The organism is Enterobacter sp. ENT02, from assembly GCF_019219165.1.
GTDB classification, from domain to species: Bacteria; Pseudomonadota; Gammaproteobacteria; order Enterobacterales; family Enterobacteriaceae; genus Enterobacter; species Enterobacter mori.
Genome location: NZ_JAHUWD010000003.1, coordinates 218,373 through 232,953, shown reverse-complemented (window position 1 = coordinate 232,953; position 14,581 = coordinate 218,373). Strand labels below are relative to the sequence as shown.

Genomic DNA, 14,581 nt, shown 5'->3' with positions numbered 1-14,581 from the left:
TGGTTCTCATAATCGCTTGGTCGCTGGTTCAAGTCCAGCAGGGGCCACCAAATTTTAATTGTAGAATCAAATTATTAAGCCACTCTAACGAGTGGCTTTTTTATTGGTTTTTTTCAACGGCCGGAAGCGAAGCCGCTAACCGTGAGCCAGCGAAGCCGTTCGCGCATTCCCAGCGTCTCCAGGGGTTGCGATCAGACGCTCCACGGACTCCATCGTCACGAACGTACAGCTGCAGTCAACATTGGTGCACTGGTGATAGCGCTCTTTGGTGTTTTCACTTAAATAGCGACTGGTACGCGCATGCGCGGAATGCTTGCACTTAGGACAATGAAACATGTACCCCTCCGTTTAATTCACATTTTGTGAATTAATAATACTCAAAAACAACGTAAAGGCAAATCAATTACTCACTGTCGACAGAAAATTTTTCGTCGGTGGCGTTCAACTCGAGGTTAAGCCTGGTGGTAAATCCGCTTTCGCTGAGGGTATGAACCACCTCGCTGATGATCCACGCCTGCTCGTCAATGACGCGTTTAAAACCGTTTACAAGCACCGGCGTTTCGGGAAACAGATCGGCTCGCCCCAGCGCCAGCTGGATGGAAAATTTCACGGTCCCCCGCTGGAGCACACGCCACTTTGCCTCTGCAGCTCTGAGCGCCTGCTCTTCAGAGGCGTAGACCGTAGTGAGCTCAAACACGTTCTCCGCCGATCCCACCAGCATCTCCTGCGGCTTCTGCGCCTTGTCTACTGCTCCCGCTGTCGGCGCGGCGGCATCCGGGTGCATTAATGCCTCTGGCACCTGCCCCTCAGGCAATCGATTAATCCTCAATTGAGGATTTTGTTTTTTAGGATCGCGCGTTTGCAGCCATTTGGCCGTCACGCCAGAATAGTTTTCACGATCGGCGACGGAAAAAAGATGCCGGTCGCCATCCCCACGTTCAATCACCATTAAGGGAATCGTTTTGCCGCTGGCCGTCACGGCCTGGCCCGCCTTCATAAAAATAACCTTGCCGGCTTTGATTGAAACAAATGCGCCGTTGCGTTCGGCCAGGCGGGTGAGAAACGCCGCGTCTGTCTCCTGAGACTGATCGATATGCGAAATGGTGATAGACGAAAGTCCCGCCGCGACGCTAGCGGTCAACTGGTTACGCTGTGCGATAGTATTAACGATCGCGCCGATCGTCGTGTCATGCCACGACTGCTCGCGCCGCACGTTTAGCTTCCCGCGGAAATCCGCGCTGCATCCCCGAATGGTCAGCTTGTCCGGTGCGCCCTGAAATTCAATCGTATCGATCGTGAAGTTCCCTTTTTGTAGGAGTGGGGCGCCCTCCCATCCCAGCCATAACGAGAGCGTAGCCCCCCGGGCAGGCAAATCTAGCAGTCCGTCGGAATCATCGAGTTGAATATCCAGCTGATCGGCTTCCAGCCCGCGTTTGTCGGTCATGGATAAGCTGATAAGACGAGGACTGACGTTTTGCGTGATATCACGATCGTCAAGCTTGAGCATAAAATCAGGGGCGATTTTCCCACCCGCCCGGATATTCATTTCGGTGATCATCCCACCAGCCCTCCAATGCTATTGCGTGCGCTCGTCACCAGCTCTTCAGCCTGCGTTCTCAGGTCGCCAAACATCGCCATTAGCGATTCGTCCACGCGTTTCAGCTCCAGCGTAAAATTAATTTTTCGCGCAGTGCCATCACTGTAAAAATCCGAATGCGTATGCGTGACTTTCTCAATGATAAACATGCCGTGAATGATGCCGGTGCCGTCTATCAGCGGCCATGCCCGCCCTTCATTTGCCATCAGCTCAAGCGACTTAAGAGAAAGCCGCCCTCCCGTGAGCTCCGGGTAAAGTAATCCGGACAGGCTGAAGGAGGTCTCACCTTCGCCAAGATACTGCCAGGCTTTAGGCTTCCCGATGCGATCGTTGGATGCCCAACGATAGCCCTTTGTAAACTGCATTGTCTGATACGGTAAGGTTCGTCGTTCAAAGACAAACAGACCCAGCACCATTAACATTTTCTCTCTCCTCAACCGTACGTAAAGCTGGTTTGCTGCTTTCTTGCTTTCTCACGTTCACTGTTCTCTATTGCCTCCTGGATTTGACGAGTCAGATCCGTTCCGGAGGCCACGCTTCCCTGCAGCGTAATGTTGTATTCGCTTTTGCTCTGATCGACGTATGAACGCCCTCCCGCGGCAGCCGTTGGCTGGTATCCCATGAAGCCGCCGTAAACCGGTGACGCCGGGTCCCATGCACTGCCAGCGTCAGCAGAGGAGGTACCCTCTTTCGGCACGACCGGGTCGATATTGCCCGACTCTTTTTTTATGACGCCGAGTTTCTCCAGCAGCCAGCTGGCCTTGCCGCTCAGGCTGTTAAAGAGATCAAGCGGAGCCATTAGCGCATTTCCCAGCGCCTGACCGAACGCCACGCCAACATTTTTGCAGCTGTCGAGCGTTTCCTGCGTCGCCTTGATCGGCGCAATCAGCTCGGTGAACCATTGCCAGATCCCGCTCAGTTTTTCTGCGATGAAATCAAACGCCTTTAACAGCGGGGAGAACAGCTCGCCCAGCGGCGCGAAGGCCGCAGAAAGCCCCTCAATCACGCCGCCAAAGAAGGCGCTGATGGGCTCCCAGTATTTAAAGATCAGCAAGGCACCGGCGGCAATCGCCGCGCCAAGGGCAATAACCGGCCAGCTAAGGGCTCCCAGCACCGTCATGATGGTGCCCCCCACCACGCTGAATCCCATACCCAACATTCCTGCCGCAGTGATGATCATATTCAGGCCAGACAAAACCGGCGCGACGACCATGCCTAACCCGCCCAGTACGCCTGCAAACGCCTGCGCGCCGATAACGACGCCGACCAGAACTTGCGTCAGCTCAGGGTTAGCGTTCGCCCAGAGAGAGAGCGTACCGAGCCACCCGGTTGCGGTGGCGATCAGGGTGCGCAGGGTACCGTCCGCGTTATCAAATACATCTATCTTTAACCCGCTCCACGCGGCCTGGAACCGGTTGATATCGCCGTCAAGATTATCGGTCTGTACGGAAGCCGCGAGCGCGGCACTGCCCTTCGCCCCCTGCAACTGCTGACGTTTTTCATTAAGCGATCCATCACCCGCCGCGGAAGCCAGCACCCCTGCGGCTTTTATCGCATCCGGAGTCTGAACATGGCGCAGCATCGCGCTGAGTGCGTCCCCGGCGGCGGCACCTTTCATCCCTTTTTCCGCCAGGACGCCGAGCAGCGCGGTGGTCTCTTCAAGCCCCAGACCGGAAGCCTCCGCAGCGGGCGCAGCGGAGGTGACGGCGTCCTGCATCTCAGCGAGGCTGGTTTTCGAAGAGGTAAAACCGCGCGTCAGAACGTCTGCGATGCGCCCCGCATCCTGATCGGCCAGACCATACGCGGCCTGCGTACTGGCGATCATATCGGCCGCTCTTGCCGCGTCGACATTCCCCGCCAGGCTAAGGTTGACCGCTGGCGCGGTGGCCGCAAGCAACCCATCAGCGTCAAAACCGGATTGGGCCAGCTCGCGCTGCGCCAGCGCGATCGTATCGACAGGGACGCCGGTGCTGGCGCTGACCTCCCGCGCCTGCTGTCGGATGGCCTCAAGCCGGGCGTCGCCCTTCGCCAGACCAAGGTTCGCCTGAATGGATGACATCTGCTTCTCAAAACTGATGCCAGGGGCCATAAACCGGGACGTCTGGTCAAAACCTGCCTTTGCCATACCCACGCCCGCATTAGCCAACTGATGCACCCGCGAGGCCACGCGTTTGCCTGACTCGTAGCGAGTCTGAACGGTATTAAGCCGCTCCTGCTGCTGATTGACGCGGGCCAGCGCATCACGCTGTCGATTAAGCTGCTGCGTTTTTTCGCTGATGTGGGTGCGTAAACGACGCTCGTCCGACGAGAGCGTGCGCGTATTTATTCCCGCCTGAGCGAGTTCAGTGCGCTGGCGTTGTACCGCGTAGCGCAGGTTGTTGTACTCGAGCTTAAGGTCGGCTGCTGATTTTCGGGCAGCGGACAGCGCATCTGCCTGCGCCTGGGTGGGGTTTTGCGTGTTCTTAAATTGCACCGCCAGGGCCGCGGCCTGCTGTCCGGCCTGGTCAAGCGACTGTTCCGTCATGGCGAGCCGGGCGTTTGCTTTCCTGAAGCCGTCAATACGCCCCGCCTGCTCATCGAGCGCGCGCAGCGCCGCCTGCGAATCAAGGATCTCGCCCTCGAGAGAGAGGCCGGCATGTTGGATAGCCTTGAGCGGTCGGGTGGCCCGGTCAACGGCACTCAGCAGCTCCTGAAGTCTGACATTATTGCTCATGGTGGTTTCCGCTTCGCTGCAGCGCCTTTTCGCGCCATATAAGGAGTTCGGTCACGCTCAGGGAGTACAGTTCTGACAGCGGCCAGTGAAAGATCACCGCGATATCCGCCATCAGGTCGTCGACCGACAGGTTTTCAGGAAATTTCAGCGAGCCGAAGTCGGTGACAAAAAACCGACCACCTTACCGGCAAAAGAGAGAAGGTCGGAGGCATCCAGACGCGCAATCTCATGCTCGGTTAATGCGGGAGAGGTCATCCGTGGCAGTACCTTAATCAGGGCATCCACATCGGATTGCGCCAGCGACGCCAGCGAGACGCCACGCAGGGTGCCGGCATTGGGTTTGACGACGGTCACTTTTTCGATTTTTTGTTCACCGCGCAGAACGGGGCTATCAAGCATGACGGTGTGAGGATTTTCGCTTTCGTTGATATTTTCCATCTCGTTACTCTCAAAAAAAGGGGAGTAACCGGCCAGCAATTCTGGCCGGTTAAGAAGTTACAGGCCGATGGCCTTACGATGTTCCGCCAGACGATCGACACCGTCGACTTTCAGCACCATGTTGATGATGTCAATCTCGATGACCTCTTTGCCATCAATGGTGAGCTGGTAATAAGCACACTCGGTCGACATCTTAGTGGTGCCGCTTTCACCCTGCTTGTTCTCACCACCGTCAAACTCTTTGTGACGGCCGCGCATCACAATCTCGACCGCTGAGATTTCACCGGTGTCGTCACGCTGGAAAGAGCCTGTAAAACGCAGCGGCACGCTGTCCGCGCCCGGAGAGGCATACTGCGCCCACAGCGCGACGTCAGGGAGACCGCCGATGGTCCACTCCAGCGCCAGGGCATCATCGTCCAGGCCGAGGTCGACGGAGACCGAGCCCGGCATACCGCCGCCGCGATACTTCTCCAGCTTGCGGGTCAGCTTCGGTAAGGTGACGGACTCAACCACGCCCATGTAGCTCAGGCCGTCGTTGAACATATTCAGATATTTAAGTTTGCGTGGTAACGCCATGCTTCAGCTCCTTAGCTGTTAACCGAATCTGACAGATCGGCCAGATAGGTATCGGTGATGCGCTGGCGCAGGGTCAGATTCTCCAGCGGCGGAACAGGGGTGTAGTCGTAATCGATATACAGTTTCCCCGCTTTCAGGGTCGACACGTCATTGGATTCCGGGTCATACCAGCAGGAGCCGTCAACGATGTAGCCGTTGGTTTTCAGTTCGCGGAATTTGGCGTTAATGCCGGAAATGATGTCGCGAATCAGCGTTGGGGTAATGGGCTTATCCATTGCCCATGCGTGCGCTTCCGCCATGGTGTCGGCCAGTACCTGCGCGGTACGGGTGTAGTTTTCAAACAGGAATAACGGGTCGTCAGAGCAGGTGCGGTTGCCCCAGAATTTGAAACCGTCATTGCGAATCAGCGTCGTCACGCCAGCCTGGTTAAGCAGGTTGGCATCGGTGGCCTGTTCCTGCAGATCCCAGGATACGGAAGCGCTCACGCCGGTGACGCCGTTGACGCCCACGTTTGACAGGGTTTTATGCCAGCCGGTGGTCTGGTCGATTTTGGCGCGCAGGCCAAGCGCGCGCGCGGTTGCCCAGGCCATTTTAGTGGCGTTCGTCGCGGTATCCCACGCCAGGAAGTCCGGATGGATGACCATCAGCTCACGCTGGCTAAAGTTTTTGCGGTAGGCGATCGCCTCAGGAATGGTTTTACAGCCCCATGCGCTGACATAGCCAAACGCACGCAGGCTCTGGCACGTCGCGGCCAGCGCGGTGGCCACTTCCAGCGAATCCAGCCCCGGAACGCCGAGAATACGCGGCTTAACACCGGTGACGGTTTTTGCGGTCAGAAGCGCCTTCAGGCCGGTGTATTTACCGTTTTCGTCGGTGGTACCGATGATGTTAGAGATAGTCTCTTTCTGTGCGGCTTCAGGGTTTTCCGGGTCGTCGATACCTTCAGCAACGCGGACAACCACAACGACCGGCTTGCACTGGTCGGCGATAGCCTGAAGGGAAGCGGACAGCGTCCCCTGTTTACCGGCTTTCGCAATGGCGGATTGCACATTGGTAATGAGCACAGGCTCGTTAAGCGGGAATGTCTGTTCGTCAGCATCGCTGGCCGTACAGACCATACCGATGATTGCCGTCGAGACGGTGGAAATGGTGCGCGTGCCATCGTTGATTTCGATGACTTCCACGCCGTGGTGATAGTCGCCCATCTGTTTAACTCCGTGGTTTAGTGGTGAGGCTATTTTCTCTTGAGCGGAGGAGGTATGAAACGTAATGACGTTGGAGAGAAAACAGCACAACGCACAGTTAGCGGTTGAGTTTATTAACAGGGGAAATTGATCGGTTTGAGCGTCCAATTTGGTTAAATTGAACGCTGCTAACATGTAGCGCTATTGTAGTTATCGTTGCGCCATTAACGAGGCAGTAACAATGTTTCTTTGATTGTGCATCACTGGGGAAGTGACTGCATGGTATCCATTCGGCCTTTGCTGGCTAAGGTTATTTATCGGTGATGGAAGAGAAGAGGGCCATGAAGAATATCCTTACGATTAAGCCCTCTATAGGCGGTTTTTTATCTTTTCAGTAGTCTGTCACATCGGTAGTACAGGCCATTCAATCTTCGGTGCGACATTGGGTGAAACTCGGCTAAGGCAAACACGGTACTTTTTCCACGCCGCCAACATGCTGACCTCGTTCTCGGTCGCCGCCCCTAAAACTATTGCATCCTGTAATGTTTCAATGGTAAGCGTAGCTTCCTGCATCAGCCGTTTTTTTTCACTTTCGGCAAATGACACCGCTGCGGTGCGTTCTGCTTCCATGTCTTTCTCCCAACCTTCGCCATCCCAGCGCATATAGTTTCCGTCAGGGGCTATTGTCGTTACATCTGCAGGCAAAGCCCCGAGCCTGGTGATGTACACGCGCTCGCCCGTTTCTTTGCTGTAGAGCGTTTGATTTCTAAAGTCCTCGATTAGCTCCCACTTCGTTCCGTTAAATACGGCGACTTTTCCTTCTGGCGTGTTGGGTGGCGCAACATTGGTGCAGTCCGCCGGAAGACCTGTATTAGCTGGTATGTAGACATCACCCGCGCCAATAAACTCTCTGGTGTCTACGCAGAGGTTATAAATTCGGATAGTGCGGTCTTTACCTGAAAATTTAAAAGCCATTATGCAAGCCTCACAATGTAGTTATAAGCAATATTTTTAATGGTGTTCTCTGCGTTACCGGCATTGGCAATGGTGATGGTGTGGGTGTGTGCCCCTATTACAACTGAGTGAGTGTGCGACCCTACAGCCACCGAATGCGTGTGGGCACCTACGGTGACCGTATGCGCATGCGCGCCAGCGCTAGCCGCTGTTCCGCTTACACTGTGAGTATGCGCTCCTGCATTGACGGTATAAGAGGACGTATCAGCATAGCCAGCTTTGTTGTAGACATTTCGATCAATATAAACGCCATTCCCGCCGCCGCCATCACGCCATGCTCGCTGAGCGTGGCTGTGGTCGCCTGCGGATTCGGCCGTACCGGAAATGCTGTGTGTATGCGCACCGGTGCTGTTTGATGTCTTTGTTCCATAATCAAAGGCACTGGTCGTTTTCGTCCCGTAATCAAATGCGCTGGTATTTTTCGTCCCAAGATCGGTTGATGAAGCAGATGCCCCGTGAGTGTGCGACTTTATTCCGTCCTGCTCCTGTGACAGCACTGCGCGACCGCTTGCGGGTTTCCCCTTAATCGTCCATCCGCGCATATCCGGGATTACACCTGACGGATAGGCCGAAGCCAGAAGGGGATAAGCCGATTTATCGAAGGTTTGTCCCGCCATAATGGCATACCCGACTGGCGCTACGTCCGACGGCCACGCAATTGGCGCGCCAACAGGAAACGCATCATCTGGCGTCCAGACAGTCCATGCCCCCGTAGAATACTGGCTACGTGTATAACTACGGGAACTGTTGTAAACGCGGAAAACCTGCGTGACACCAGCATTTTTATAGATAAGCAGCGTCCCGGCGTTATTTTCTGGATAGTGCCTTGCGGCAGAGGTATTGGCGTTCGCTGGCTGATAATAAATTCCCGGCGTTTTCAGCGTATCCAAATCCTCTGTCGAAAGTCCGATAGCTTGACTGTTAAAAATATCCTGAGAGGTTACATCGATATCATTCGTCAATGCCCGACCGTTTACCTTACGCTCGGTCGGCACGCGCCCATTAGCGTTGTCATTGGCAGCCTTAACTGCTTTCAACGTCGCTGCGAGAGTTTCAGACGCACTATCGATCGCGCTGCTGAGCTGAACGAGCCCCTTGCGCGCCGTAGTGGCATCCACCGCGGTGTACTTGGCGTTTGCCAGATCGTACGCCGTCTTCACCGCCTTCGGCGTCGCCGCCTGCACCTCAGACACACTGTCAGTCGCGCTGCTAAGCTGGACAATCCCCTTTTGCGCCGTGGTGGCGTCCTGAGCCGCGTATTTCCCTTTCGCCAGGTCGTACGCCGCCTTCACCGCTTTCGGCGTTGCAGCGAGCACTTCGGAGGCGCTATCAATGGCGCTGCTGAGCTGTGTAAAGCCCTTCGCAACAAGGGTCGCGTCCGGATGGCGGCGCGACTGCTCGTGCTCCGCGAGCTTCCCGTCAACGTAATCCTGCGTCGCCATTACCGTTGAGGTGTCAATCGTCAGCTCAACGGACGCGATATCGCTGACCATGATGACCATGCGCAACGTCTGCGCGCGCCCCGAGCCCTCCACCAGCGTGGGTTTATAGCTTTCAGCCATGTTCCCGACGGCAATCAGCGTTCCGGCATCGTCATACAGCCCCATCTCGCGCATCCAGAAACCGCCAACCTCAGGCGGGATCAGCAGCTCTGCCACAACGTAGTTTTTGTTCTTCTTGTCCTGGCTGATTTTATTCAGCGCGTGGCGCCAGACTTCCTTCACCAGCTTTGTCTGGCTGGCATCAGGCACCGGTAACGCTCCGCCACCGTCGCCGACCGCCATCGCTGTAAAGTTCACTTTCTTCCCGTTCGGGACGGTTGCTGCAGCCAGTTTTTCCGCACCGGCTTTGGTGATAACCGTTTTATATTTCACTGTCATTGTGCTCTCGCTTATCCGGGGTAAACCGTGATGATGTCGCCGTCATAGCTCAGGGCGCCGGTATAGAGATAACCCGGGATGTCCTGGATGATATTCAGGCCGATAAGGTGACGGCTGGCAGGCTTTGCATCAGCAATAAGCCTCTCCATCTCGTAATACATTTCCTCGGTGATGCCCGTGTCTAACACGCCGATATCAAGGCGGAAGGTGCCGGGCGGATCGTTGGTTTGCCACCACTCGGTGACGTTAATCAGATAACCCAGCGGCTCCACTACGCGACGCACGGCGCCTATCGTTCCCTTGTGGGCATGGATAAACCACGCCGCGCGGATCACGTCACGCTTGGTGGCCTCCGGCCAGTTCTCATCCCAGCGGTCGACCGAGAACGCCCAGGCCAGCCACGGCAGCAAGTTTGCCGGGCAGGTATCTGCGCTCCAGAGATGGCGCAGCGGCACCGGCGTTTTTTCGATCTCCGCGCAGGCGCGCGCGGCCGCCACCTCAAGAGGCGACGAACCAACCGGCAGAAGACGGGTATCACTCATCGTTCCCCCCTACGGTCACGCTGTACTGGCTGCACCATGAGGCCTGCGTCTCATCGAGCACGATATCGGCTGCCGGCGCCGTCAGCTCCACGCGCTGCACCCCTTCCACATGAAGTGCGGCGTAAATAGCAGACTTGCGGATATCGCGCCCCAGCCGGTGCTGTGCCGTGATATAGGCCTGCAGCCGGGCTCTGGCCGCGTTGAGCACGGGTTCACTTTCAGGGCCAGGGAATAAGAACAGCGAGGCCACAATGCTGTAGTCGACAATGTTGGCTGACTGGACGGTCACGCGGTCGGCGACAGGCCTGACATCCTCATCGTTCAGCGCATTGCGAACGGCGGTGAGCAGCGCTTCGGACGCCACGCCGTTATTCTCCCGGGAGAGCACGGAAACCGTGACGTTCGCAGGCTGGGGGCTAATCACGGAAATGTCCGCCACCCGCCCATCCGCGCTGCGGCCATGGAACTGATAAGCGCCCGTCGAACCGGCCACGCTTAGCCCTTCCGGCGCCTGCTGGATCCGCAGACGAAAGTCGGTATCGGATTCCATGACCGCTGGCGTGGGCGGGAACGTGGTGTCGTCGGCGGGCGTAATCACCAGACGCTGAAGATTAGCGTTTGCCCCAATCTGGTCGAGATCGCTGCCCGCGGCGTAGGCCAGCATGACCGCTCGCGCGGCCTCATTTACGCGCTGACGCCAGATAACTTCCCGATACGCGTTTTCCTGCAGGAGCTTCACAATCGGCTCTGACTCCAGCGTCAGCGTGCGTGCGATCGCCTCTTGCTCCGCCTCAGGATAGAGCGAGACAAAGGTGGCCTTACGTTCTGCCAGCAGCGTCTCATAATCCACCTCCTCCACGACATCAGGCGCGGCGAGCTGGCTCAGATCAACAATAGCCATAGGGTTTAACTCAGTGAAATGGTGATAGAAAAGGAGCGATCGGACGTTGGTCGCGTGCCGGTGATATCGACATACAACGTCCCGTCATTCTCCGAGCGTTCGAACGCGATTGCCGTCAGGGTCATCCGCGGTTCCCACTTCTGGATCGCGGAGTAACAGGCGGCCATAATTTGCAGGCGCAGCGCCGGACTCTGGGGCCGGTCGATCATCGCCGCCAGCAAGGAGCCGTACTCACGACGCATGACCCGCGAGCCAACGGGCGTAACCAGAATGTCGCGCACGCTTTGCCTGATATGTTCAGCTTCTGAAATGCTGAGCCCGGTTTGACTGTTCATTCCCGTGTAGCGCACCGTCATTGTGTCCCCTTAGTCCAGCTTCCGCCGCTTTGCACACTGCCGTGGGCATGGTTGTCCACCTGTACCCCATTGGAGGTGAATTGACCGCCGGAGTGTTGGATATTTCCGGCCATCACCCCGCCCTTTTGCACCTCAAGCGAGGCGGTAATTAACTTGTTGGTACACACTACTTCGGGTGTATCAAGCGTGATGCGGGTCGCGGATTTCACGAGCACCACCGGTACGGTCGCGCTCAGTGATTCCGATGCGGTGATGGCTGCCGTTTTGATGCCGGTTGCCGTCAGCGCCCCGCTCCCGGGCTCGTACTCGATAACCGCCCCGTCGGGAAAGCTAACGTAAAGCGCATCGGGTGACGTCGACGGTGCCGGATGCTCGTCAGAGAAAATGCCCGGCAACACAAAGGCGGTATCCAGCTCTCCGCCGATGGCCAGCAGCAGTACCTGTTCGCCCTCGGACGGTGCCCACCACACGCGCGAACGGCCAGCGCGGCAGGTCATCCAGTTCAGCCAGGTGGTGTTCATCCCACCGGACTGGACGCGACAGAGCCCTCTTTTGAGGTCAACATCGGTCACAACACCGACACGAATAAGATTGCGGATCGCGCGAGCGATGCCGTGTATGGAGGTTAATGTATTCATAAGAAGAGAATGCCGTGCAGGGCGATCGGCAGCAACGAGACGGGGTTTGATGCGGGATGAAACAACAAGCAGTATTGCCGACTGGCCAGCCAACAGGGCTGCGGGCTGGCCATCAGCGCAGTCACACCTCCCAGCGGCTCACCAGCTCACCGTTGATGTACAGCTCAATCGGGCGCGTGACGGGTTTCGGCAGCGGCGGCTCCGGGGAATAGGTGGCGAGCAAGGTCCCCTCCTCCTGGGCAACCAGAATGCGCTCGGTCAGCTGCAGGCTAAAGCCGATCTCTGCCGTTTCATCGTCATTTAAGGCGACCTGAAAGAGAAAGCCATTTTTTTGCCCCTGTTCGAGGGTAAACATGTCCGGCTGGTTTTCCCGAAGCCAGGCCAGCACCGGAACAAAAATGCCCTCGCTGTCGCCGGAAAAACCGCTGACTTTCGCCTTCAGCTCATATTTCTTTTCAAACGAGAGCGAGGACGCCAGGCGTGCATCGATATTCCCGCTCCCGACGGACATCGCCAGGCGCTCCGGGTTTGCGCGCAGTTGTGGAACAGCGTCAATTAAGGCCTGACGCAGGCTCTTGAGTTTGTGCATCGCGTGTATCCTGACAGTCTTTAATGGTTTCAACCTGCAACGCGCAGGCAGTAAGGGCATGCTCAAGCCTGCGAATATCGGCACTCAGATCGCCGTTAGTGGTGGGCTCGCTTGCCGGCATCGGGCAGAGGCTCACCTTCGGGCAAGCGTGGTAAACAATGTGCGGCGGAGGCGCAGGCGGCGCGGACGTGCAGCCTGCGGACAGCATCAGGCAGCTGAGCGGTATACCAGCGGCGTAACTCTTCATTTTCATTTATCAACTTCCCAATGGCCACTTCGCGTCTGGCCAACGTTTCTCCGGCAGCGGCAAGCTCATCGCGGAGCCTGACCTGCGCGTTTTCATTTTCTCTGGCCAGCCGCTGCGAGACGTTAAGCTGTTGGTTCAGCGTGTTGATCGCGCTTTTTTGTTCGCGGACGATCTGGTTGGTTTTGGTCAGGGAGCGGGACAGGTTCTGATTGTCATGTCGATACCACAGGGTCATGGCCACCAGCGCGGCCAGCATCAGAAGAAGCGTTCTCATCGGCCCTCCTTCAGACACCAGGCCTTTTCACGGGCGCGACGGTTTTCAAGCCCAGCGTTTTTGTTCCCGTTGACGTACACCCAGCGGGTCAGCTCACCGCACGCCTGCGGCCACTCCTTGCGATTTATCAACGACACCAGCGTCGAACGGCAGGCGGCGCCGGTTCCCACGTTAAAGGCAAAACTGACCAGCGCATCATAGACACGGGGCGGCATCTCCACCGGTGCGCAGGCGGCAAGCCGTTTCTCAACCTTCATGACGTCGGCAATCAGGTTCGCCGCCGCGTCACGTTCGGTAATGTCTCTCGTCGGCACGACACCGGCCGTGTGGCCAATGCCTGACGTCCATACGCCCGCGCTACACCGGTAGGGCGACAGACGACACCCTTCGAGATCGGCGATCAGCACCAGCCCTTCGGGCGAGGTTTTCAGTAGCCGAAAGTCCGGCATGAGCACCGCCAGCGTAAGCACGCTGGCGATGCTGCAACGCTTAATGATTGAGTTCACGAATGCTCTTCTTATCGAGGCCTAACGATTTGAGATAGCGCCAGGTTTTTCGCTTAAACCAGTAATTCGTCAGCGCGGTAAAAATGGCGCAGAGACTTCCCACGTAGAGCGCGACTTTCTCAGGAGACATCGCCCCAAACCAGGCCAACGCCACGGCCAGCCAGTAGGCAATAAACGTGGTGATTTTCTCCAGACTCAGTCCCATAGGTTCACGGTTTCTTTTCTGGGTGCGCTATCCACCTCAGGCATGTCTATTTCGCAGCCATGAGGCAGAACAACGCCGTACTCAGCGAGGCCAGGATTGGCTTTCAGAACGGTTTCGACGACGCCTGCCGTGCGCCCGTAATAACGGGCACAGATGGCATCAAGCGTATCGCCCTGCATTGCATAGATCTTCATCAGACGCTCCAACATCCGGATTACCAGGTACGGTAGAGTTTCCAGAGCCAGCGCCCTTTCCGCTAGCGCTGGCGGATGGACAATCGCGGACACAACAGGCCGTCCGCGAGCCGCGAGCGGCCGCCTGGCGAGCACAAAATCTGAATGAAGCGCGTCGTGCCGGTATAAGAGGCTGAGGCTAGCGCCAGCTCTCGTCTTCCCAGACTTCGCGGAGAATGGTGTCCAGCGCTTCGCGTTCGGCCTCGCCGTCAACGCCCAGCAGCTCAACGCCGGTCATGGAGCCTTCTTTCACCGTCACCCGCGTTGACGGGAACAGGGGCCTAATCCTGCGGGTGAGTTCGCACTGGAATGCCGCCACGATGGACGGGCCAACGTGCTGATCTTTATCCAGCGTGATATTCACCCGCACATTGCTTTCTTTTTTGATTCGTTCTGGAACAGGCGATGCCGAGAAAACAACGGTAAACGCATTGTTTTTGATTAAATTCCCTCTCGCAATCTCAGCAATTAAATTCAGGGCAATCTCACGATCTCTCTCCTGACAGGTTCCTTCTGTCGTCAGTCGCGCAATCATCTCGACTCGTTCAATCATGACTTGCTCATTCAACTCTCTGTCCACACAACCTCCACCACGAGATACTGTATAAACATACAGTAGCACGTATTCATAAAAAGAGTGAAGCGAAAAATCAGAATGCCTTGCGGTATGTACATGATATCGATGGAG

General features: G+C 56.7%; 21 protein-coding genes. All 21 read right to left on the bottom strand.

The annotated features are described in order from the left end of the window. Window positions 1-135 precede the first annotated feature (135 nt). Window positions 136-336: an ogr/Delta-like zinc finger family protein gene (locus tag KW829_RS12100; protein ID WP_100166454.1), complete on the bottom strand. Its 201-nt coding sequence runs from the start codon at window positions 334-336 to the stop codon at window positions 136-138. A gap of 67 nt (window positions 337-403) precedes the next feature. Further along, entirely contained in the window at window positions 404-1,558 is a 1,155-nt protein-coding gene (locus KW829_RS12095) for a phage late control D family protein (RefSeq protein WP_218308298.1), read from the bottom strand. Beyond that, the gene (locus KW829_RS12090) at window positions 1,555-2,019 is read right to left on the bottom strand and encodes a phage tail protein (RefSeq protein ID WP_218308297.1); all 465 of its coding nucleotides are present in this window, start codon (window positions 2,017-2,019) and stop codon (window positions 1,555-1,557) included. The genes KW829_RS12095 and KW829_RS12090 overlap by 4 nt, the downstream gene beginning before the upstream one ends. 11 nt (window positions 2,020-2,030) lie before the next feature. Continuing rightward, a complete protein-coding gene (locus KW829_RS12085) occupies window positions 2,031-4,310 on the bottom strand; it encodes a phage tail tape measure protein (RefSeq protein WP_218308296.1) in 2,280 nt (759 codons plus the stop codon). After that, on the bottom strand, window positions 4,300-4,458 hold the full coding sequence (locus KW829_RS12080; RefSeq protein ID WP_309232527.1) for a GpE family phage tail protein: 159 nt from the start codon (window positions 4,456-4,458) through the stop codon (window positions 4,300-4,302). The genes KW829_RS12085 and KW829_RS12080 overlap by 11 nt, the downstream gene beginning before the upstream one ends. Continuing rightward, the gene (locus KW829_RS12075) at window positions 4,455-4,748 is read right to left on the bottom strand and encodes a phage tail assembly protein (RefSeq protein ID WP_089601104.1); all 294 of its coding nucleotides are present in this window, start codon (window positions 4,746-4,748) and stop codon (window positions 4,455-4,457) included. Before KW829_RS12075 ends, KW829_RS12080 begins: the two co-directional genes overlap by 4 nt. 57 nt (window positions 4,749-4,805) lie before the next feature. Then, entirely contained in the window at window positions 4,806-5,324 is a 519-nt protein-coding gene (locus KW829_RS12070) for a phage major tail tube protein (protein WP_014833332.1), read from the bottom strand. 11 nt (window positions 5,325-5,335) lie between these two features. Further along, complete coding sequence (locus KW829_RS12065) at window positions 5,336-6,529, bottom strand: phage tail sheath protein (protein WP_218308295.1); 1,194 nt, start codon at window positions 6,527-6,529, stop codon at window positions 5,336-5,338. Window positions 6,530-6,910: 381 nt separating this feature from the next. After that, window positions 6,911-7,483 (bottom strand): tail fiber assembly protein, encoded by a 573-nt coding sequence (locus KW829_RS12060; RefSeq protein WP_218308294.1) that lies wholly within the window; start codon window positions 7,481-7,483, stop codon window positions 6,911-6,913. Continuing rightward, the gene (locus KW829_RS12055) at window positions 7,483-9,402 is read right to left on the bottom strand and encodes a phage tail protein (protein WP_218308293.1); all 1,920 of its coding nucleotides are present in this window, start codon (window positions 9,400-9,402) and stop codon (window positions 7,483-7,485) included. The genes KW829_RS12060 and KW829_RS12055 overlap by 1 nt, the downstream gene beginning before the upstream one ends. 11 nt (window positions 9,403-9,413) lie before the next feature. Continuing rightward, window positions 9,414-9,944 carry a phage tail protein I gene (locus tag KW829_RS12050; RefSeq protein ID WP_010435777.1) on the bottom strand — a complete coding sequence of 177 codons (531 nt, stop codon included), beginning with the start codon at window positions 9,942-9,944 and terminating at the stop codon, window positions 9,414-9,416. Beyond that, window positions 9,937-10,845, bottom strand: a complete 909-nt coding sequence (locus KW829_RS12045) for a baseplate assembly protein (RefSeq protein WP_010435780.1) — start codon at window positions 10,843-10,845, stop codon at window positions 9,937-9,939. The genes KW829_RS12050 and KW829_RS12045 overlap by 8 nt, the downstream gene beginning before the upstream one ends. 5 nt (window positions 10,846-10,850) lie before the next feature. After that, on the bottom strand, window positions 10,851-11,201 hold the full coding sequence (locus tag KW829_RS12040; protein WP_010435782.1) for a GPW/gp25 family protein: 351 nt from the start codon (window positions 11,199-11,201) through the stop codon (window positions 10,851-10,853). After that, window positions 11,198-11,839 carry a phage baseplate assembly protein V gene (locus KW829_RS12035; RefSeq protein ID WP_218308292.1) on the bottom strand — a complete coding sequence of 214 codons (642 nt, stop codon included), beginning with the start codon at window positions 11,837-11,839 and terminating at the stop codon, window positions 11,198-11,200. The genes KW829_RS12040 and KW829_RS12035 overlap by 4 nt, the downstream gene beginning before the upstream one ends. A gap of 121 nt (window positions 11,840-11,960) precedes the next feature. Then, entirely contained in the window at window positions 11,961-12,428 is a 468-nt protein-coding gene (locus KW829_RS12030; RefSeq protein ID WP_218308291.1) for a phage tail protein, read from the bottom strand. Then, window positions 12,391-12,636 (bottom strand): Rz1-like lysis system protein LysC, encoded by a 246-nt coding sequence (lysC, locus tag KW829_RS12025; RefSeq protein WP_256350582.1) that lies wholly within the window; start codon window positions 12,634-12,636, stop codon window positions 12,391-12,393. The genes KW829_RS12030 and lysC overlap by 38 nt, the downstream gene beginning before the upstream one ends. Continuing rightward, complete coding sequence (gene lysB / locus KW829_RS22930) at window positions 12,524-12,949, bottom strand: Rz-like lysis system protein LysB (protein WP_256350581.1); 426 nt, start codon at window positions 12,947-12,949, stop codon at window positions 12,524-12,526. Before lysB ends, lysC begins: the two co-directional genes overlap by 113 nt. Beyond that, on the bottom strand, window positions 12,946-13,455 hold the full coding sequence (locus tag KW829_RS12020) for a lysozyme (protein ID WP_218308289.1): 510 nt from the start codon (window positions 13,453-13,455) through the stop codon (window positions 12,946-12,948). The genes lysB and KW829_RS12020 overlap by 4 nt, the downstream gene beginning before the upstream one ends. Further along, window positions 13,439-13,660 carry an HP1 family phage holin gene (locus KW829_RS12015; protein ID WP_006178624.1) on the bottom strand — a complete coding sequence of 74 codons (222 nt, stop codon included), beginning with the start codon at window positions 13,658-13,660 and terminating at the stop codon, window positions 13,439-13,441. Before KW829_RS12015 ends, KW829_RS12020 begins: the two co-directional genes overlap by 17 nt. Next, window positions 13,651-13,854, bottom strand: coding sequence for a tail protein X (locus KW829_RS12010; RefSeq protein ID WP_010435799.1), 204 nt, complete (start codon window positions 13,852-13,854; stop codon window positions 13,651-13,653). Before KW829_RS12010 ends, KW829_RS12015 begins: the two co-directional genes overlap by 10 nt. 178 nt (window positions 13,855-14,032) lie before the next feature. Then, a complete protein-coding gene (locus KW829_RS12005) occupies window positions 14,033-14,473 on the bottom strand; it encodes a DinI-like family protein (protein WP_089601086.1) in 441 nt (146 codons plus the stop codon). Between the last annotated feature and the right edge of the window lie 108 nt (window positions 14,474-14,581).